This is a genomic window from Bulleidia sp. zg-1006 (assembly GCF_016812035.1).
Taxonomy (GTDB): domain Bacteria; phylum Bacillota_I; class Bacilli_A; order Erysipelotrichales; family Erysipelotrichaceae; genus Bulleidia.
The window spans coordinates 1,239,267-1,258,375 of record NZ_CP069178.1; the positions used below are offsets into that span (position 1 = coordinate 1,239,267).

At 37.2% G+C, this 19,109-nt stretch carries 16 protein-coding genes and 1 tRNA gene; 6 read left to right on the forward strand and 11 right to left on the reverse strand.

Annotated features, from left to right (window positions below; translation table 11 throughout):
- Window positions 1-27 precede the first annotated feature (27 nt).
- Together ligA and JOS54_RS06300 are read right to left on the reverse strand one after the other, a co-directional pair.
- A complete protein-coding gene (ligA, locus tag JOS54_RS06295; protein ID WP_203244753.1) occupies window positions 28-1,998 on the reverse strand; it encodes an NAD-dependent DNA ligase LigA in 1,971 nt (656 codons plus the stop codon).
- A 1-nt stretch (window position 1,999) separates the two neighbouring features.
- The gene (locus JOS54_RS06300) at window positions 2,000-4,141 is read right to left on the reverse strand and encodes an ATP-dependent helicase (protein ID WP_238928338.1); all 2,142 of its coding nucleotides are present in this window, start codon (window positions 4,139-4,141) and stop codon (window positions 2,000-2,002) included.
- Between the two features lie 105 nt (window positions 4,142-4,246).
- Here JOS54_RS06300 and JOS54_RS06305 point away from each other — a divergent pair, with 105 nt between their 5' ends.
- From JOS54_RS06305 to JOS54_RS06315, 3 genes are read left to right on the forward strand one after another with little or no spacing between them, the layout of a single operon-like run.
- Window positions 4,247-5,113 carry a class I SAM-dependent methyltransferase gene (locus tag JOS54_RS06305; protein WP_203244755.1) on the forward strand — a complete coding sequence of 289 codons (867 nt, stop codon included), beginning with the start codon at window positions 4,247-4,249 and terminating at the stop codon, window positions 5,111-5,113.
- Window positions 5,098-5,775 carry an RluA family pseudouridine synthase gene (locus JOS54_RS06310; RefSeq protein ID WP_203244756.1) on the forward strand — a complete coding sequence of 226 codons (678 nt, stop codon included), beginning with the start codon at window positions 5,098-5,100 and terminating at the stop codon, window positions 5,773-5,775. Before JOS54_RS06305 ends, JOS54_RS06310 begins: the two co-directional genes overlap by 16 nt.
- A complete protein-coding gene (locus tag JOS54_RS06315; protein WP_203244757.1) occupies window positions 5,772-6,875 on the forward strand; it encodes a M15 family metallopeptidase in 1,104 nt (367 codons plus the stop codon). The genes JOS54_RS06310 and JOS54_RS06315 overlap by 4 nt, the downstream gene beginning before the upstream one ends.
- Before the next feature lie 13 nt (window positions 6,876-6,888).
- Here JOS54_RS06315 and JOS54_RS06320 read toward each other — a convergent pair whose 3' ends face one another.
- From JOS54_RS06320 to typA, 8 genes are all read right to left on the reverse strand, one after another.
- Window positions 6,889-7,740, reverse strand: coding sequence for a patatin family protein (locus JOS54_RS06320; protein WP_203244758.1), 852 nt, complete (start codon window positions 7,738-7,740; stop codon window positions 6,889-6,891).
- A gap of 10 nt (window positions 7,741-7,750) precedes the next feature.
- Window positions 7,751-9,274 carry a cardiolipin synthase gene (gene cls / locus JOS54_RS06325; RefSeq protein WP_238928339.1) on the reverse strand — a complete coding sequence of 508 codons (1,524 nt, stop codon included), beginning with the start codon at window positions 9,272-9,274 and terminating at the stop codon, window positions 7,751-7,753.
- Window positions 9,275-9,286: 12 nt separating this feature from the next.
- Window positions 9,287-9,727 (reverse strand): GNAT family N-acetyltransferase, encoded by a 441-nt coding sequence (locus tag JOS54_RS06330; protein ID WP_203244759.1) that lies wholly within the window; start codon window positions 9,725-9,727, stop codon window positions 9,287-9,289.
- A 215-nt stretch (window positions 9,728-9,942) separates the two neighbouring features.
- Window positions 9,943-10,530, reverse strand: a complete 588-nt coding sequence (locus JOS54_RS06335) for a hypothetical protein (RefSeq protein WP_203244760.1) — start codon at window positions 10,528-10,530, stop codon at window positions 9,943-9,945.
- Window positions 10,531-10,548: 18 nt separating this feature from the next.
- Entirely contained in the window at window positions 10,549-11,142 is a 594-nt protein-coding gene (locus JOS54_RS06340; protein WP_203244761.1) for a hypothetical protein, read from the reverse strand.
- Complete coding sequence (locus tag JOS54_RS06345) at window positions 11,129-12,061, reverse strand: 1-phosphofructokinase family hexose kinase (protein WP_203244762.1); 933 nt, start codon at window positions 12,059-12,061, stop codon at window positions 11,129-11,131. The genes JOS54_RS06340 and JOS54_RS06345 overlap by 14 nt, the downstream gene beginning before the upstream one ends.
- Window positions 12,058-13,278: a peptidase T gene (gene pepT, locus JOS54_RS06350; RefSeq protein ID WP_203244763.1), complete on the reverse strand. Its 1,221-nt coding sequence runs from the start codon at window positions 13,276-13,278 to the stop codon at window positions 12,058-12,060. Before pepT ends, JOS54_RS06345 begins: the two co-directional genes overlap by 4 nt.
- An 81-nt stretch (window positions 13,279-13,359) precedes the next feature.
- The gene (typA, locus tag JOS54_RS06355) at window positions 13,360-15,195 is read right to left on the reverse strand and encodes a translational GTPase TypA (protein WP_203244764.1); all 1,836 of its coding nucleotides are present in this window, start codon (window positions 15,193-15,195) and stop codon (window positions 13,360-13,362) included.
- A gap of 121 nt (window positions 15,196-15,316) precedes the next feature.
- Here typA and JOS54_RS06360 point away from each other — a divergent pair.
- From JOS54_RS06360 to JOS54_RS06370, 3 genes are all read left to right on the forward strand, one after another.
- Window positions 15,317-15,397, forward strand: a tRNA-Leu gene (locus JOS54_RS06360).
- Window positions 15,398-15,614: 217 nt separating this feature from the next.
- Window positions 15,615-16,709, forward strand: a complete 1,095-nt coding sequence (locus tag JOS54_RS06365) for a GTP-binding protein (RefSeq protein ID WP_203244765.1) — start codon at window positions 15,615-15,617, stop codon at window positions 16,707-16,709.
- Window positions 16,709-17,647 (forward strand): GTP-binding protein, encoded by a 939-nt coding sequence (locus JOS54_RS06370; protein ID WP_203244766.1) that lies wholly within the window; start codon window positions 16,709-16,711, stop codon window positions 17,645-17,647. Before JOS54_RS06365 ends, JOS54_RS06370 begins: the two co-directional genes overlap by 1 nt.
- A gap of 54 nt (window positions 17,648-17,701) precedes the next feature.
- Here the strand turns inward: JOS54_RS06370 and JOS54_RS06375 are convergent, their stop codons facing one another.
- Window positions 17,702-18,991 carry a carboxylesterase/lipase family protein gene (locus tag JOS54_RS06375; RefSeq protein ID WP_203244767.1) on the reverse strand — a complete coding sequence of 430 codons (1,290 nt, stop codon included), beginning with the start codon at window positions 18,989-18,991 and terminating at the stop codon, window positions 17,702-17,704.
- Window positions 18,992-19,109: the final 118 nt, after the last annotated feature.

Consider the following 19,109-nt stretch of genomic DNA (forward strand, 5'->3'; position numbering starts at 1 on the left):
TACCGTATTATTCTAGCCTTTTAAGGTCTATTTATCAATGAATCTAGTTATAAAGTCCATTTCACTTAAAATTGGAATTCCAAGGGCTTTCGCCTTCATATTCTTAGAAGAAGAACTCTCAACATCGTTGTTAATTAAAAAGTCCGTTGAACCGCTGACGGCTGAAGCTACCCTTCCGCCTCTTGCACTAATCCATTCTTTTAATTCATTACGATTTTTAAACTGTTGCACATCTCCCGTCACCACAAAGGTTAACCCATTTAAATCACTATCATGATGGATAGCCGGTAAGTCTTCCACTTGTAAAAAAGAAAACAAATCCTCTAATTCCTTTTGCTTATCTTCTTCTTTCATCCAACGCACAAAGGCTTCTGATTTTTGTGGACCAATGCCATCAATGTGAGAGAAAAAATCCCCTTCTTTTTCTCTAGCTAAAGAAATCAGTTCTTTCAATGGATAAACATGTAGTAAACGACTCGCTACATCAATTCCTACCAAAGAAATTGATAAGGCAAACAAAAACTTATCCGCACGAACGGTTTTCGCTTTTTCTAAAGAGGCTAGAATATTCTCGGCTGATTTTTCACCAAAGCCCTCTAACTGAGCAATTTCTTCTTTTCTATCTTTTAAGCGATAAATATCTCCATAATTTTTAATCCAGCCTTGGGCAATGAAAGTTGATAAAGTCGCTTCTGAAATTCCATCTATATCCATACCTTGTTTCGAGACGAAACGAACGTATTTCTTCAAAGCTTTTGCTGGGCAAGATGAATTGGTACATTTAAGGCTTTTCGTTTCAGATACTTCGGAAATATGAATCTTCGTTGCCTGTTGACAAACCGGGCAAAGTTTAGGAATGTCAAATTCACCCACTTTTTTCACAACTGAAATCACCTTTGGAATAATCATATTGGCTTTGATGACTTCCACTTCTGTTCCACTAGAGCCAATACCTAATCGTTCACATTCTGAAATATTCACTAATGAAGCTCTTTGAACAGTTGTTCCTTCGAGTTCTACTGGTTCAAAGATAGCTACGGGTGTAATGGTTGAAATTGCGTTTGACCATTCTATGCGAACTAATTTTGAAATTTTGGATTGGTCTGCCCACTTAAAAGCCAGTCCAGCCCTTGTCGCATGGTGACCTGTCACACTGCCACTGCTTGCATAGACAATATCATCATAAGCAATCACCAAGCCATCAACAGGATAAGGATTTTTATGATTTTTAACCTCTTCACTAAACTGATTTAAAACCATCTGCACACTTTCTTCATTTGGTTTTTCAATCAAAATATGTTCCACCACATCAAAGCCAAGTGCTTCTAAAAAAGCCATTCTTTCACCCCAAGAATTCATTTCTTTTTCACAATAAACCAAGGTGAAGGGGCGGAAATGAATTTTTCTTTCCAAGACCTCTGAGGCTTTCTTTAAACTTAAAGAACCCGAAGCTAAGTTTCGTGGATTGGCGTAATTTTCACCGGTTTCTCTAATATACTCTTCAAAATCCGCATAAGAGATTAAAGCTTCTCCACGAACAATCAAGCGACCTTTATAACGTATTTCCTTAGCAATGCCGTATAAACCATCCACTAAATGTGTGATATTCGTTCCAATATGCCCATCTCCACGCGTAACAACCTTCAAAAGCTTGCCTTTTTCATAAGTCACCACTAAAGTTAAACCATCTAACTTCCAAGACATCCAAATAGGAAGATGATTCGCCCATTTAACTAATTCACCTATACTTTTCGTTTTCGCTAATGACAAAGCCGGAAATTCATGTGCTTCTTTTTGACCAACAATTTCATCCGCAGACACTTTTTGAGTTGGAGAATCTTCTAAAATAATGCCTGTCTTTTCTTCCAATTTTTTTAATTCATCAAATAAACAATCCCATTCTTGATCACTAAGAATTTCTTGCCTGCCATTGTAATAAGCATCGGAGGCTTTATTTAGTTGTTGAACTAATGATTGCATTTTTTCTCTTTCAAGCATATTAACTCCTTAAATTCTTCACTTTTAAAGATGGATGTGAAGCTTGCAAACGCTTGGTACCAAAAGGATAGGCAAAGGCAATGGTGACGAATTCCCCTTCTTGTTGAATGACAACACCCTCTCCAAACTTAGCGTGTTCAATGATGTCTCCTTTTTTCCACTTTTTCCTCTTTTCAGTTGGGTTTTCATTGAACCGGGCATAGAAAGAAGATTCTTGATTGGTTTGTAGCTTTGGCGTTCCTTTATGCTCAATATAGTCTTCCTCAATTTCATCAATAAAACGGGATGGTGTTTTCACTCTTTGTAACATAAACGAATAACCCCCCGCATCCGTTAGGTATAAATGTTTACGCGCTCTTGTGAAAGCCACATACGCCAAGCGCCTTTCCTCTTCCACACCGCGATGACCCTCTTGAAGTGAACGTTCAGATGGGAAAACACCTTCATTTAAATCCGAAACAAACACTGTATCAAATTCCAATCCCTTTGAAGCATGCACCGTCATAAGTTGCACAAAATCATTTTCTAAGGTTTCTTCACGATCCCCATATAAAGCCACAGATTGTAGGTATTCCTCTAAATTAGTTTCCGGATGATACCGTTCAAAATCTTGAATATCTTCCATTAAGGATTTCAAGTGACCTAAATTATCCATATCTTTTTCAGCTTCTAAGAAAGCACGGTAGCCCGATTCATCCATCACCCTCTCAAAAAGTGTCAAGAGCTTTACTTCTTTCTTTTCCTGTAGTGTATGCCATCTTTCTACCTTTTGTACGAATTGGTCGATGGTAATTTGGGTTTTTCCTTTGAATAATTTTTCTTTTTGTAAAATTTCTAATTGACTACAATTTAACTCTCTTGCTCGCGTAGCAATGGTTTCTAAGGTTTTTGATCCTAAGCCACGCTTTGGTCGATTTAAAATGCGATTTAAAGATAAATCATCTCCGCTAACAATCAATCGTAAATATGATAAAGCATCCTTAACAACCTGGCGTTCAAAGAAACGTAAGCCCCCATAGATGATGTATGGAATTCTTTCATCCATTAAAGCTTTTTCCAAAGAACGGGATAAATAATTTGCTCGATATAAAACCGCAATTTCTGAATACGTCCCTGTTTGCAAACGAATTGACTTCATTTTTTGAGCAATCCAAGTCGCCTGGTATTCATCACTCACAGCTGAAAAATGGTAGATTTTTTCTTTGGATTGATTATCGGTAAATAATTCTTTATCCACGCGTTGTTTATTATTTTTAATCACCGAGTTAGCCCCATTTAAAATCGCATTCGTGCTACGGTAATTTTGTGTTAATAAAATCGTTTGTGCATCCGGGAAATCTTTTTCAAAATTTACAATAATCCGCACATCAGCTCCACGCCATGTGTAAATGGTTTGATCAGGATCACCCACCACAAGTAAAGAATTGTCTTTTCCAGCCAATTGTTTAATGAGTTTATATTGAATACGGTCAATGTCTTGAAACTCATCCACTAAAATATAATGGAAATAGCGTTGCCACTTTTGTAAGATGACATCGTATTGATCAAACATACGAACGGTCCAGAGAATTAAATCATCAAAATCCAATGCGAACAGTTCCTTTTGGCGACGAAGATAGTACTCATAAATTTGAACCTTCTTCTTTTCTAATGAAGAAAAATCAGCTATTTTATTCGCTTCTTCCACGCTAACATTCTCTGCTTTATTGTTGGAAATATAATTCAAAGCATGCGCAAAGGAAATCTCATTTTTATCAATAGAATGTTCTTTATAATATTCCTTCAAGATGGCTTTTTGGTCTTCCGTATCTAAAACGGTGAAGTTCTTAGGGTAACCCATTGCTTCAATTTCTTGACGAAGAATACGCACACACAAAGAGTGAATGGTGCAAATGGTTGGCTTTGTACCTTCTTCTTTCATCATCTTCAAAACACGACTTTCCATTTCTCTAGCCGCCTTATTCGTAAAGGTAATCGCCAATATCTTATGCGGCCAAACTTTCTTTTCTTCCATCAAATACGCAATACGCATGGTTAAAACACGCGTTTTTCCAGAACCTGCTCCGGCAATAATTCTTAGATACTGATGTTCATCTAGCACGGCTGTTTTTTGTTGCGAATTTAGGGATTGTATATCTAGCACAGAAGACCTCTTTCTAATGAACTTATGTCCTATCATTATAAAGTTTTAAAGAGACCTTGTAAATTTTAAACACTGGTCCATGTTATAATCAGGGCGAGGTATTTTATGATTAAAAAAGCAGAAAATTGGCAGGATTATGAATGTATAGATGCTGGAGATTTTGAAAAATTAGAGCGGTGGAAAAAGGTGATTTTAAGAAGACCTGATCCATTAGCCATTTGGCCTAAAAATCCAAAGGTAGATTGGCAACGATACGATGCGATTTATCATCGTTCTAAATTGGGGGGTGGCTCTTGGAATTTTAAAAAGAAGCTTCCGGAATATTGGACAATGGATTATAAAAATCTACGCTTTAAAGTTGCACCAACCGGTTTTAAACACACCGGTTTATTTCCTGAACAAGCAGCCAACTGGGATTGGATGCACGATTTAATTCAAAGTCGTAAACAAAAGGAAACCCGTATCCTCAATTTATTTGCGTACACAGGTGGAGCTACCTTAGTTTGCTCAGAAGCCGGTGCTAGTGAGGTGGTTCATGTGGATGCGTCTAAAGGGATGGTTCAGTGGGCAAAAGAAAACCGTAATTTTTCTCATCTTCAAAACCATAAAATTCGTTTTATTGTTGAAGATTGTTTGAAGTTTGTTGAAAGAGAAAAGAGAAGAGGTCGAACCTACCATGGTATTCTCATGGATCCACCAAGCTATGGTCGTGGTCCAAATGGAGAAATGTGGAAATTTGAAAAGGAAGTGGTTATCTTCATCCAAAAAACATTGGAGCTTTTGGATGAAGATGCTATCTTCTTCTTAGTTAATTCTTATACCACAGGCTTTTCTTCCACCGTCTTTGAAAACCTCTTTAAAACCTGTCCTTTACCAAAAGGAAACATTGAAACCGGTGAATTGGGTTTACCTGTTTCTTCTCGTGATATTGTTTTACCGGCAGGAATTTACGCAAGATGGCAGAGAAAATAAACATTCTTTACGAAGACAATCACCTTCTTGTCGTTGAAAAACCAATCAATGTGTTATCCCAAGCAGATAACACACAAGAAGAGGATATGGTCAATCGTTTAAAAGAATTCATTAAAGTAAGAGATCATAAACCCGGCAATGTGTTCATTGGTTTAGTGCATCGTTTGGATCGTCCCGTTGGTGGTTTAATGGTTTTTTCGAAGACCTCGAAAGCCGCTTCGCGTTTGAGTAATGCGCTGCGTTGTCATACGTTCCAAAAAGGTTATCTGGCAATCGTCGATAGCGTTTCTTTACCAAAAGAGGACACTTTAGAGGATTATTTATATAAGGACAATCAAAAAAACCGTGTTTTTGTCGTGGATAAGAAAAAAGGGAAATATGCCCGTTTGCACTATGAAGTTTTAGCCCAGAAACAAGGTAAATCTTTCGTTCGTATTGCTTTAGAAACTGGTCGTCCGCATCAAATTCGTGTTCAATTTTCAAGTCGGAATTGGCCTTTAGTGAACGATCAACGTTACCACCCCCATCCAACTAAAGCCCCTATTTGTTTATTTGCGTATAAATTAAGCTTTCCCCATCCAACTAAGAAAGAGGTAATGCGTTTTGAGTTGCATCCAAAAGCCGATGGAGCCTGGTCTTTATTTAAGGAGGTACTATCATGAAAAAGAAGCCTAAAAGACATATTCGTAAGAGTTTTCTATTCCTATGTGCTCTTTTTGCAGTCGGCATTTCTTATCTTATTCTTCATCCTAGCCTTGAGAAAAATCAGCGCTTAGAAAAGCTTGGTTATACAAAAAAACAAATCCAAGTTTTAAGCCAAGAGAAAAAAGTGGATGAGGTCATTCAAAAATCCATCAATTCCGTGGTCTTAAGACAAGCCATTGACACAAACACCTTTTATCCAGCTTACTTTTCTCTCTACAAAGCCCATTACCAAGATAAAGCCATTCAAGCTAAAGATATTCTTCTATACCAACGTTTAAAAGATAAAGGCTATGAAGAAGACCAATTAGAAAATCTTTTCAAAAGAGCTTCCTTTGAAGAATTAAGCCCTTTATTGGTCTTTGACTACCAATGGGATGAAACTAGTTACTTAAAAGATGTGGAAAAGAACCGTTCTAAAAACATAGATGGGAAATTTCAGTTAAGCCACAGTTATCGAAAGAAATATAAGATTAGTAAAGAAATTAAAAATCCACAAGTGGATACACTTGTAAACGTAAATCATTATTATTCTTCTCACTATATACCAAAAGATTTGACCGGTATCCCTACTTCCTATGCGGCTAATCAACAGAAAATGAGCAAAGAAGCGGCGGAAGCGGTAGTGGAGTGGGTACAGAAATCCATTGAAAATAATACCAATTTCTTTGTGACAAACGCTTATTTAGATTATCATAGTCAAGAAAAACTTTATCTTAAAAATGGTGAACGAGTGGATAAAGCCGGTTATAGTGAGCGCCAAAGTGGCTTACAGATGAAAGCGGTGATTACCTACGCTAAACACGAAGAAAAAGCACTTCCTTGGTTAAAAGAAAGTGCTCATGAATATGGTTTTATTTTACGCTATCCGGCCGGTAAGGAAATGATTACGGGGCATTCTTCCAGTAACCTTATCTTCCGTTATGTTGGGAAAGATTTAGCCAAACAAATTCAAGATTCTTCTTTAACTTTTGATGAATATAGTGAGCTCTATCTTCAACCTTGGATTGACAAAACAAATAAACCATCCGATACCATTATTCATCAAGCCAAACCATAAAGAAGAAGGCAACTTAGTCTTCTTCTTTTATTAATTCCATGATTTCTTCCTTGCGGTTTTCCATATCGGAATATCCTAATTCATACAACTGTTTCGCTTGTTCAGCCGAACCCTTCCAACGAGAAACCGGCACATTAACGGTTGGATAAATATTGACTGCCTGCCCTTTTTTAACATAGTCATCAATCAGTTGACGTTGCTTGTAATAATTAATATGACGAAGCGCATAATCCTTCGCCATTTGTGGATAGCTTCGATACACCACCTTCATCAACATTTTAACAAGTAGACTAGCTGGTTTACGTACATAATCCCTTGCCTTAGTTGTAATCACTAATGTATGTGTACAGCCTTGTTCCATCGCTCTTTCAATTGGAATCATCTTCGTAACCCCACCATCCAATAGATGTAAGCCTTGGTATTCAATAACCTTTGCGGCAATTGGTAATGAAGCGGAACCTAGTATTGTCTGTAAGTTCTCATCCACTGGAAAATATTCGGTTTGACCATGTTCTAAGACATAACAACCCACTTCAACAGGCACATTTTTTTTCACCAAATTTTTACCATTAAAATGACCAACATCACATAGATAATGTTCAAATAAACGTTTATACGCTACATAATGTCCTTCTTTTACTAAAGCTTTTAAGCCAACGATTTCTGGAGCAATAGAATACTTCGTCGCCAAATCATACGCTAATTTTTCCTGACCATCCCAATAAAGCACTAAATAAATCGCTCCTGAGGAAATACCAACTCCATAGTCAAAATGGATATGTTGGTCATGAAGCCAAGCCAAAGCTCCAGCTGTATAGGCTCCCCGAATTCCCCCACCTTCTAATACTAATCCCAATTTTTTCATTCCCTATCTCCTAAACCATTGGTACAAATAAATTCAAAATATCACGGAAAAGACGCACAATCGCCTTTGCTTCACATGTTTCCTTTGTCATGAGTTCTGATTGCGCAATGGCTTCTTCAAAATTCTTTCGCATTTCTATCGCTGTTGGTCGATGTACAAACAACACCCCATTTTCAAAGTGCAAGAAATAGCTTCGATAATCGGTATTGATGGTTCCAACTAAACCTATCAAATCGTCTACAACAATATTCTTCGCATGATTAAATCCTGGTGTGAATTCATAAATTTTAATCCCCGCTTTTACTAAGGCTTCATAATTTCCTCGTGTGATCTGGAATACCCAGGCTTTATCAGGAATATGGGGAGTTAAAATGCGAACATCCACACCCCTTTTCGCCGCTAGTATCAATAAATCACGAATGGTATCTGTAATCACTAAATAAGCTGAATCAATGTAAATATACTTTTTCGCACGGTTAATGAGATTGATATGTATATCCAAGCCTAGGTTTTGCTCATCAGTAGGACTATCCGCAAAAGGTTGGAAAAAACCATCATTTTCTATCTCATACTTTAAACAATATTTTTCATAGCATAAATGATTTTTATCTTTCTTTAAGTATGTCCATAAGCCTAGGAACATACAGGTAAAAGACCAAACCGCTTTACCTTCTAAACGAATGGCTGAATCTTTCCAATAGCCAAAGCGACGAATGTGATTAATGTACTCATCCGCAATGTTTACCCCGCCAGTATAGGCAATACGATTATCCACAACCGCAATCTTACGATGATCACGATTGTTCATTTTAATGGATAAAGCTGGTCGCAATGGATTAAAACGATAAATTTCAATACCGATGTCACGCAATTTCTTATCATAGCTCATCGGTAAAACAGCACTACCAAAGTCATCCATGATAATTTTAACTTCCACACCTGCTTTTACTTTTTCTTGTAAAATAGCAACAACCTGATCCCATAGATAACCATCAATCACAATGTAATATTCTAAAAAGATAAAGTGTTTCGCCGACTTTAAATCCTCTAAAAAGGATTTTACCCAAACTTCTCCACTTGGAAAATAAGTTGCTTTTGTGTTTTCATAAACCGGAAAATCACTATAATCACGTCCAAAACGGAATAAAGGTTCTTCTTCGGGATAATGAATTTTTAATTGTTCAACTACTTTTTCATCTTGCTTAAGTAAATCGTTCATGGCTCGATTGGCTTTAACCGTCCCACGAGCTAATTTACGCGGTACACGACGATTCCCTGCCAACAAGAAAATAGCTACACCAGTTACCGGAAAAGATAACAGCACTAATAACCAAGCAATCTTATAATGAGCATCACTTGGTCGATTAATGATATAAATTGCAAAAGCTAAGGCGCTGATGCGGAAAATTCTTTCAAAAGAACCATAGAGAAAACTTCCCGTCACAAAGAAGGAAAGATATAGGTAGAGTTGGATTAGAATCAAAGGACCAATCCACATTAACTTGGATGAAAGAAACTTCAATAAACGATGCATATACGCAACTTATTATACCAAATTTATTTCATAAATTAGCTTTCTTTTTTCACCACGTTTGTATAGCCAGTGCTTTCTAGGAACATCCACTTCTTCTAAGAAACGAGCTGATAATTTTTCAATGGTTTTACGAGAAGGAATATTATCTGGACTACAGGTAATGAAAACAGAGCACGCTAGTTCATATTCCATTAAAAATTCAAGTAAAAGACGGGTTGCCTTTAAGGCATAGTGATGACCGCGGTGCTGAAAATTGATGCGATAGCCAATATTCCCCGCATAATACATAATTTCATAAGGACCGCTTCGATAATCCACATAGCCTACATAGATACCTTGGTGAAGAATGGAAAAAGAGTAGCATCGTTCCCGACGAAACCAGCCACTATCTTCAATGGATTCTAGTTGGATTTGAATTTCTCCATCACCATTCCGGTACACTATATTTTCCATATTTTCATTATATAACTAAAAATCACCCATAAAAAATGATTATCCCAACTAAATCTTTTACGACAACAATCAGCATCATCCATGATTTCAAAGTGATAAAGCCTCATCATCAAATTAGAAATAACTACAGTAAAAGGGAAAAGTTACTCTTAAATGAATGACTTAATTTAACGAAGACTCATCGACTTCTTCCTTTTAACAATTATTTATACTATCTATTTTTTCGCAATTTTTTGAAAAATATTAATATAAATATTTTGAAGTTCTTTCTTTTGTTCCTCACTCATCTGTGCTTTTTCATCTTTTATCTCATAATTTTTCAACAAAGTGGTATGCTCCGCAACAGGGATTCCATCCCGTATTGCGACCACCAATGGTACATAAAAGCCATCTGTGTTATCCCCTGTTTCACTCAAAATTGCCGCGAATTTTGCTAATAAGGCATTGATATCCAGCTCATTAGCCTTTGTGGTATCTACATAATAAACCGACACTCCCGTTCTCTTCATCGCTTCATTCAATTCCGGAACAGCCCGAGCACAGAATTGGCAATCTGTATAACCAAAGTACAAAATACCCGTTCCTTTCTCATTGATTAAACGCAAGGCTTCTTGTGTACTAACCTCTCTAAAATCAGCTGTCTTACCACGAATCCATTTATAGCCACTCATATCCGCTTTATTAGACTTCAATTCCAGTTTATAAGCAACCACAATCTTTTGGTCCATCTTTGGCTCTTGATATGGATTGGAACAACCTACTAATAGTACCATCGTCAATAAAACCGCAATACTTCTCTTCATGTGTTTTATCTCCTTCCACTAAGACGCAATCTTTTTAAACATTTCTAAATAACGATTTTGCATTTCCTTTTTCACATCATTACTCAAAGTATCTTTTTCGTCCTTAATTATTTGATTATTCTTCAAAGAAATTTGACTATCCACAACTTTTCCCTGTTTCACAGAAACCACAAAAGGTGTTAAGAAAATAAGATTTCCTTTCTTATCTTTCTTTAGAGAAGAAGCCAAAAGCTTTACCATTTCTTGATAATCCTTTTCCTTTACTTCTTCATTGGTACTAATGTAATACACACTCACATTACTTCTTTTCATTGCTTCATTTAACTCGGGAAGAATTGCTTGCTCATAAAGACTATCCACTTTACCAAAATAAAACATGCCTGTTCCTTTATCTTGTATGAATTTCAAAGCTTGTTGAAAACTTACCTTTTGAAAAGAGCCTAATTTCCCCGGTAATTTCGCATAAGCCTTTGCATCTAAATTATCTCCTTTTAAAGAAACTGAGGATTCTATCTTCAAAGGTGTATCTACCTTCGGCTCTTGATAGCCTTTATTCATTGAACAAGCACTTAAACAGACGGCTAACAAAATAACCAAACTACTCTTTTTCATCTTCTAACCTCTTTACTTCGATACTTTCAAATTGTTGATTGATACGTTCCATCGTTGCTAAACCTTTAGAATAAGCCGTTGCTGACCCGCAGCTTGCCGCAAAACGAAAGCTTTCCATGCCATTATAAGAACGCTGGTAATTCATTAAAAAGCCGGCCACAATAGAATCACCCACACCAACCGTGTTGACCTGTTGATCGCCATCACTTAAGGGTGCCTCAAAGTAACCCTCTTCGCTCATATAAAACGCATTCGTTTTACTTTCTAAGATGATCACATGACGAGCCCCTTTGCCTAATAAAGACTTACCATACGCCAATAATTCATGACGACTAACTTGTTTTCCCACTTCTTCTCGGTAATCTTCTAAATTGAATTTCACTAGAAATGGCTTGAGTACTAAAGCTTCATTTAAAACGGTCACATCACAATCATCCAAGACAAGCTCCACTCCATCCTCAGCACCATTGCGTAAAATACCAATCACATCTTTTACTAAATAATCAGGAGTTGAACCGGCCAGCACAAAATAATCTCCCTCATAAAGAGAAAAAACCTTTTCTGCCAGTTTTTTCATATCCTCATGTGTAATATAAGGACCTGCCGCATTGTAATTGGTATGCGTTGGAGCATGAGCTTTCACATTAATACGAGTCATCCCTTCTGTATAAACAAAAGAAGGTCGAATGAGTTCGTATTTTTGTAATAAAGAAATATAGAAATCTTTCGTAAAACCACCTAAAAATCCAAAAGCACGGCTGGGAATATGTAGATTATTCAAAACAATCGACACATTGACCCCCTTTCCACCAGCTTCGTAATATTCCAAACCGGAGCGGTTTGTTTTACCCTGTTCAATTTCCTTTTCAAACTCTAAATAATAATCTAAAGATGGCTTTAAAGTGCAGGTACCAATCATAGTTCTACCACCTCTTTCACAATTTGAATCATCACTTCAATTGCTTCTAACATTTCATCTAAAACTAAGTATTCATAAGGTCCATGGAAATTCGCTCCCCCGGCTCCAAGATTTGGACAAGGTAAGCCCATGAAACTCAATTGAGCTCCATCTGTACCGCCACGAACGGCTGTACGCACAACAGGGATACCTAATTTTTTCATTGCTTTTTCAGCAACATCAACCACTTCCGGCCGCTTATCCAGTACCGCTTTCATATTGCGATATGTATCCACAAATTCTACTGAACAAATTTCTTGTCCAACTTGTTTATTAAGCAAGTTGGAAGCCGACTTTAATAGTTCTTTTTGTGCTTGCAATTTATCGAAATCATGATCTCGTAAGATGTATTCGAGACTTGCTGCAACAGTGTTTCCTTTCACTTCAATTAAGTGGATAAATCCTTCTCTTAATTCCGTGTGTTCAGGACTTAAAGCATCTGGTATCATCGTTTGAAAAACACAAGCTTGTTTCGCGGCATTAATCATCCGATTTTTAGCACTACCGGGATGAATGGAATTACCACTAATCTTAACCGTGGCACTAGTCGCATTGAAGTTTTCATCTTCTAATTCTTGAATTTCGCCACCATCAATCGTATAGGCAAAATCAGCACCAAAGTTTTTAACATCAAAGTACTTTGGTCCATTACCAATTTCTTCATCTGGTGTAAAGCCAACACAAATCTTACCATGCTTGATTTCCGGATGTTCCACCAGATATTTCATCGCTTCCATAATGGCAGTTACACCTGCTTTATCATCAGCACCCAGCAAAGAATGACCATCCGTTACCACTAATGTCTTACCAACTTTTCTTGTTAAAGCTGGATAATCCTTTGGTAACAAACTACGTTTTTCATTTAACACAATGACACCACCATCATAGTTTTCAATCACTCTTGGTTGAATATTATGACCATTAAAATCAGCGGCGGTATCCATGTGAGCAATAAAACCCACACTTGGCACTTTTTTGTCTATATTTGCTTCTAATTCCGCATAAACATAACAACGCTCTTCAACACGAATATGACTTAAACCAATTTCCTTTAAATCCTTTTCTAATTGACGTGCCATATCCCATTGAATATCCGAAGAAGGTGTTACTCCTTCATTTTTAGGATTGGATGTGCTGGGAATAGTAATATAACGAATAAATCTTTCTAAAGCTGTCATTGAACAATCTCCCTTTTATAGAACCAATCTAATTTTATCACGATTATGAAAAAAGCTCCCATCGGAGCTTTTAGAATATTGTTATTTTTCTTCTCTTTCGATACGACCAATATCGCGCGCATGACGGCGACGGTCAATCTCCGTCAACCATTTCTTACGGATACGAATATTTTCAGGTGTAATTTCAACCAATTCATCATCATTGATAAATTCAATCGCTGTTTCAAGTGTTAATTGACGTGGTGGAACAAGCTTCATCGCTTCATCATTACCGGTTGAACGAACAGCTGTCATCTTCTTATTCTTCAATGGATTCACACCCATATCCATATTCTTGGCCGATACACCAATAATCATTCCTTCATACACCGGTGTTTGAGCACCAATGAATAACTGCCCTCTTTCTTGGATGTTCCATAGAGCATAGGTCATCGCTCCACCTGTGTCGGTGGAAATCAAAGCCCCATTTTCACGTTGTGGAATTTCGCCCTTGTAGGCTTCATATCCCGAAAGACGTTGTACCAACGTTCCTTCCCCATGGGTCATATTAATAAAATCAGAACGGAAACCAATTAAACCACGCGTTGGTACTGAATAGGTGATGCGGGTATAAGTACCAATATCTTCCATATTCTGCATAAGTCCCTTTCGCAAGTTCAAGCTCGAAATAACAGAACCCGAATATTCTGTAGGCACATCAATCACGACTTCTTCAATCGGTTCTAGCGTATGCCCATCTTCTTTCTTTAAAATAACTTCCGGACGAGAAACCGCAATTTCATATCCTTCACGACGCATTTGTTCAAGAAGAATGGTTAAATGTAATTCACCACGCCCTGAAACCTTGAAGGTATCCGTTGAGTCCGTATCTTCCACACGTAAACCAACATTGACTTCCAATTCTTTTTCTAAGCGTTCACGGATGTTACGTGATGTCACAAACTTGCCTTCTTGCCCGGCAAATGGAGAGTCATTGACCATAAAATTCATCGACAAGGTGGGTTCTTCAATCTTTAATTCCGGCATTGGATCCGGTGCGCCAATTGGACATAATGTATCCCCAATATTGATGTCCGGAATACCGGAAATCATGCAAATTTCACCACATTGAATTTCGTCCTGAACAACACGACTTAGTCCTTTGTAAACAAAGATTTGATTGGTTTTGCCATTCTTTACTGTTCCATTCGCATTAACGATAGTTACCGGTGATGAAGCCTTCAATGTCCCTTTATAAACACGACCAATACCCAGTCGACCAATGTAATCATCATAAGCTAAAGCTGATACCTGCATTTGAAGAGGTTCTTCCATTAAGTTTGGATAGGCTTGCGTGTGGTGAATGATGGTTTCAAATAAAGGAACGATGTCTGTATTGGTATCTTGCTTTTCATAGCGAACAATACCTTCACGAGCAATACCGTATAGAATTGGGAAATCCAATTGATCATCACTAGCATCCAACTCCAAGAACAAATCATATACTTCATCAATCACTTCATCTACTCTAGCCTCAGCTTTATCTAATTTATTGATTAATAAAATGGGCTTTAAACCACATTCTAAGCTCTTTTGCAAAACAAAGCGGGTTTGTGGCATTGGTCCTTCTGCTGAATCCACCAATAAAATAACAGTATCAACAGTTTTAATGATACGTTCTACTTCGGAAGAGAAATCAGCATGACCCGGTGTATCAACAATATTGATTTTGTAGTCTTTGTAGGTAACGGAGCAGTTCTTAGAATAAATGGTAATTCCTCTTTCACGTTCCAAATCATTGGAGTCCATGATTAAATCCGCAACTTCTTCATTGTCACGGAAGACATGACTTTGGTGTAAGAACGCATCCACAAGTGTTGATTTACCGGCATCAACGTGTGCAATGACTGCGATGTTAATAATCTTTTTATAATCCATCCGTTTACCCCTCTTCCTTATAATAAAAGCCTTATAATTTTAGTCGTATTTAGCTTGAAATACAAGTGTAGCACTACTTTTCATTTTCAATTTAAGAAGAGCTTGTTATAATGATTATACTGCACCGGTGGTGGAATGGTAGACACGTACGCTTGAGGGGCGTATGAGGAAACTCATGCAAGTTCAAGTCTTGTTCGGTGCATTCAATGAACCTGCTATTGAGCAGGTTTTTTATTGGCTTGATACTTAAAATGTAATGTCTGGAATAAATACTTGACTGCATGCATGAATTTATTAGATTAGTAGTCCTTTCTTTTTCTAATTACTATTTAAAATTCTTTCCAGTGTTTTGTTTTTAGGGCTAATTTTGAATGATTTTTCTTTTTTTGTTCTATAATCTAACCAGAAAAGAGGTTAGCATGATAAAAGTAGATTTAATTTCCGGCTTTCTAGGCGCCGGAAAAACCACGTTAATTCAAAAATTATTAGCGGAAGTATACAAAGATAAAAAAGTCGTTTTAATTGAAAATGAGTTTGGTGAAATTGGCATTGACGGCTCCTTCTTAAAAGAAGCAGGTATCGTTGTTAATGAGATTAATAGTGGTTGTATCTGTTGTACTTTACAAGGAGACTTCCGTTTAGCTTTAATGAAAGTTGTTGAAGAATACCATCCTGATGTTCTTCTAATTGAACCATCCGGTGTTGGCAAGTTATCCGATATTCTTAGTTTAGTAGCTTCGGTGGAGGACTTAGAAGTTCATACTCAAAGCACTGTGGTTGATGCTGATAGAGCTTTGATGTACCACAAGAATTTTGGTGAATTCTTTAATGATCAGATTCAAAACGCAAATTGTGTAATCCTATCTCGTACACAAGAAATTGAACAAGAAAAATTAGAAGCCGTCTTAAATATGATTCATGAATTGAATAAGGATGTTCGTGTTGTCACAACCCCCTGGTCCGATATTTCCGGAGAGGACTTATACGATGCCATGATTCATTCAAAAACGCCTGTATCTTTTAACCAATTTTGGCTAGAAGAACATCATCATGAACATAAGCACAACCATGACCATGAATGCGGTTGTCATCATGAACACGAACACGAACATGAATGTTGTCACCATCATGAACACAATGAAAAACAAGAAGCGATTGAAAAAGCTAATGAAGGTCTAAGTGAAGGCAATCGTATTCATATTGGCGCTAAGGAAGAACAACACCATCATCACCATAATGGCTTAGATGCGGATGAAGTTTTCGATACCATTGGAATTGAAACCATCCAGCGTTATTCCAAGTCTGAATTAGATGAAGTCCTAGCTCGATTACCGGAAACAATCCTTAGAGCCAAAGGTATTGTACAAGATCATAAAGGAAATTGGTTCTTCTTTGATTATGTACCGGGTTCTACAGATATTCGTGAAGGAAAGCCTGCTTACACTGGTTTAGTTACAGTGATTGGTACCAATGTTGACGTGGAAAAGATGAAAGAAATCTTTAAGGTTCACTAATGTCTGTTCCGGTTTATTTGTTCTCCGGTTTCCTAGATTCCGGGAAAACTACTTTAATCAAGGATACGTTTCAAGATAGTAATTTTATGGAGGGGGTGGCTCATACTTTGCTCATTCGCTTTGAACAAGGTGAGGTTGACTATGAAGAAGACTTCCTCAAAGAACGCGGAATTGATTTGGTTACCTTAGAAAAACATGATGAGATGAGTGCCGAGTTAGCCGCTTTTCTTCAACAGGATTATCAACCAAACCAAGTGTTCATTGAGTGTAATGGCATGCAATCACTAGAACCTTTGATTGCTCATCTTCCAAATGAATGGTTAATTGTTCAATTATTGACAACTGTGGATGCACAAACTTTTGAGTTATACATCAATGCAATGCGTTCCGTCTTATTTGAACAACTTCGTTTCTCTGATGTGGTGATTTGCAATCGATGTCGAGAAGACACGAAAGCCGCTGTGTTACGAGGTAATATCAAAGCTATCAATCCAAGAGCGACTATTTATTATGAAGCTGAGTTTGGTCAACCAGCCACTTTAAAAGAAGGAACTCTTCCTTTTGATAAGAAGGCACCCTTATTAGACATCAAAGACGATGATTATGGTTTATGGTATATGGATGCTTCGGAACATCCGGATGACTATGAGGGAAAATCCATTATTCTTCGTGGCAAGTTTGCTCAAGAATTACCTGGTTATAAACAATCCTTTATCTTTGGTCGACAAGCTATGGTCTGTTGTGAAAATGATACGAATTTATGTGGTTTAACTGTAACTGGTGTTCGCATTGATGAAATGAATTTAGGCGATTGGATTGAAGTTGAAGGGCAACTAACCGGTTTAGAATTAGATCAAGGTCAAAAGACATTGATTTTAAAAGCAGAACGCGTTCAATTCTACAATCCGCCTAGAGATGAATTTGTGTATTTTAGCTAATCCTATGGGTTAGCTTTTCTTTTAGTTCACCAACATAAAAAGGACTCTTTGGTCCTAAACAATCACGCGGATAAATGGTTCATCCTGTCGATAAGCCTTCCAACCTCCTTCCGGATTACCTTTCTTAATAAAGTTGGTCCATTGATCCAAAATCACATCCCGTAAACGATAATCTCTTCGATCAAAAGGACGCCAACATTTTTCTAATGTTCCAAAAGTAAACCATAATTCACTCGAATGGAAAGCACCAACTTCATCTCCCGGTAACTTCTTCTTAAAGATATACATATATACAGGTTCTTGATCTTTTCTTGTTTCTACAAGGTTCAAAATACCTTCGTATAAGAAAGAAGATTTCGCTCCTTTTCCTTCTTTCACCCCTAAATCATCATCGGTCATACCGATTAAAATTGGCACATTCATAATTTCTTGTTTTGTGAATGCCTCATCCAACTCTTTTTCAATCACTAAATGATCCAAGGTTGGTAAAAAAACAAGTTCATTATCTTCCCCATACAATTTTTCATAAGTGGCTAAGATTTTTTGTGTTGATACTTTACGGAGTTCCTTTAAATTATGAACTTTTAAAAGATCCATCATTTTCTTGCCGGTCTTATAAGCTTCCTGCTTGGTTTGAAGACGTTTCATACCATCATTAATGCCGGCTCCTGATTGTAAAATCACAGATGAAACCATGCCTCTTGTTAAAGGCGAAGCTAATAATATCTGACAAGCAATTGCACCAGCACTTTGTCCCATTAATGTAATTCGATCTGAATCCCCACCAAAGGCATCAATGTTTCTTCTTACCCAACGCAATGCTGAAATCATATCCAACAAGCCTAAGTTGGAAATTGAATGCAATGGATCATCTCTTGTTAGCTCAGGACTAGCCATAAAACCAAAAGCACCGACTCGATAGTTCATGGTTACTAAAATAACTTCTCGAATGGCATAATTTTTACCATCCATCGGCAACTCAAAACCATAACCGTGGTCAAAAGAACCACCATGAATCCACAAAACAACCGGGTATTTTTTACCTTGATAATCCGTTGGTGCCCAGATATTTAAATACAAACAATCTTCTGATTGTTTTGGTTGTTCGCCAGCATAAAATTCTTTCCCATAGATTTCCAATTTCTTTAAATCCATTTGCGGGCAAATCGGTCCAAATTCCAATGCATCGCGCACACCAATCCAATGGGACATCGCTTGAGGTGACTTGAAACGGTTATCTTGAATTGGCGGTTTCGCATAAGGAATGCCCTTAAAAATCATTTGGCTTCCCTTTTGTTCACCACGCAAAATACCTTGTTCAACTTTTATATCAATTGTTTTCATCCATCACCCCTCCTCGTATTTCATTATACCAAAAAAGAACAAAGAAAAAGAGCTTGCTGAAACAAGCACTTTTCCTTTTATCTATTTCTGGGAGGGAAAAGAAATCATTCTATTTCTT

Excerpts from the sequence above, each read along its gene's own strand:
- JOS54_RS06305 (WP_203244755.1), top strand. The coding sequence starts at position 4,247 with ATGATTAAAAAAGCAGAAAATTGGCAGGATTATGAATGTATAGATGCT.
- JOS54_RS06340 (WP_203244761.1), bottom strand. The coding sequence starts at position 11,142 with ATGAAAAAGAGTAGTTTGGTTATTTTGTTAGCCGTCTGTTTAAGTGCT.
- JOS54_RS06330 (WP_203244759.1), bottom strand. The coding sequence starts at position 9,727 with ATGGAAAATATAGTGTACCGGAATGGTGATGGAGAAATTCAAATCCAA.
- JOS54_RS06375 (WP_203244767.1), bottom strand. The coding sequence starts at position 18,991 with ATGAAAACAATTGATATAAAAGTTGAACAAGGTATTTTGCGTGGTGAA.
- JOS54_RS06320 (WP_203244758.1), bottom strand. The coding sequence starts at position 7,740 with ATGAAAAAATTGGGATTAGTATTAGAAGGTGGGGGAATTCGGGGAGCC.
- JOS54_RS06365 (WP_203244765.1), top strand. The coding sequence starts at position 15,615 with ATGATAAAAGTAGATTTAATTTCCGGCTTTCTAGGCGCCGGAAAAACC.
- ligA (WP_203244753.1), bottom strand. The coding sequence starts at position 1,998 with ATGCTTGAAAGAGAAAAAATGCAATCATTAGTTCAACAACTAAATAAA.
- JOS54_RS06345 (WP_203244762.1), bottom strand. The coding sequence starts at position 12,061 with ATGATTGGTACCTGCACTTTAAAGCCATCTTTAGATTATTATTTAGAG.
- JOS54_RS06370 (WP_203244766.1), top strand. The coding sequence starts at position 16,709 with ATGTCTGTTCCGGTTTATTTGTTCTCCGGTTTCCTAGATTCCGGGAAA.
- JOS54_RS06335 (WP_203244760.1), bottom strand. The coding sequence starts at position 10,530 with ATGAAGAGAAGTATTGCGGTTTTATTGACGATGGTACTATTAGTAGGT.
- cls (WP_238928339.1), bottom strand. The coding sequence starts at position 9,274 with ATGCATCGTTTATTGAAGTTTCTTTCATCCAAGTTAATGTGGATTGGT.
- JOS54_RS06315 (WP_203244757.1), top strand. The coding sequence starts at position 5,772 with ATGAAAAAGAAGCCTAAAAGACATATTCGTAAGAGTTTTCTATTCCTA.
- JOS54_RS06310 (WP_203244756.1), top strand. The coding sequence starts at position 5,098 with ATGGCAGAGAAAATAAACATTCTTTACGAAGACAATCACCTTCTTGTC.
- typA (WP_203244764.1), bottom strand. The coding sequence starts at position 15,195 with ATGGATTATAAAAAGATTATTAACATCGCAGTCATTGCACACGTTGAT.
- pepT (WP_203244763.1), bottom strand. The coding sequence starts at position 13,278 with ATGACAGCTTTAGAAAGATTTATTCGTTATATTACTATTCCCAGCACA.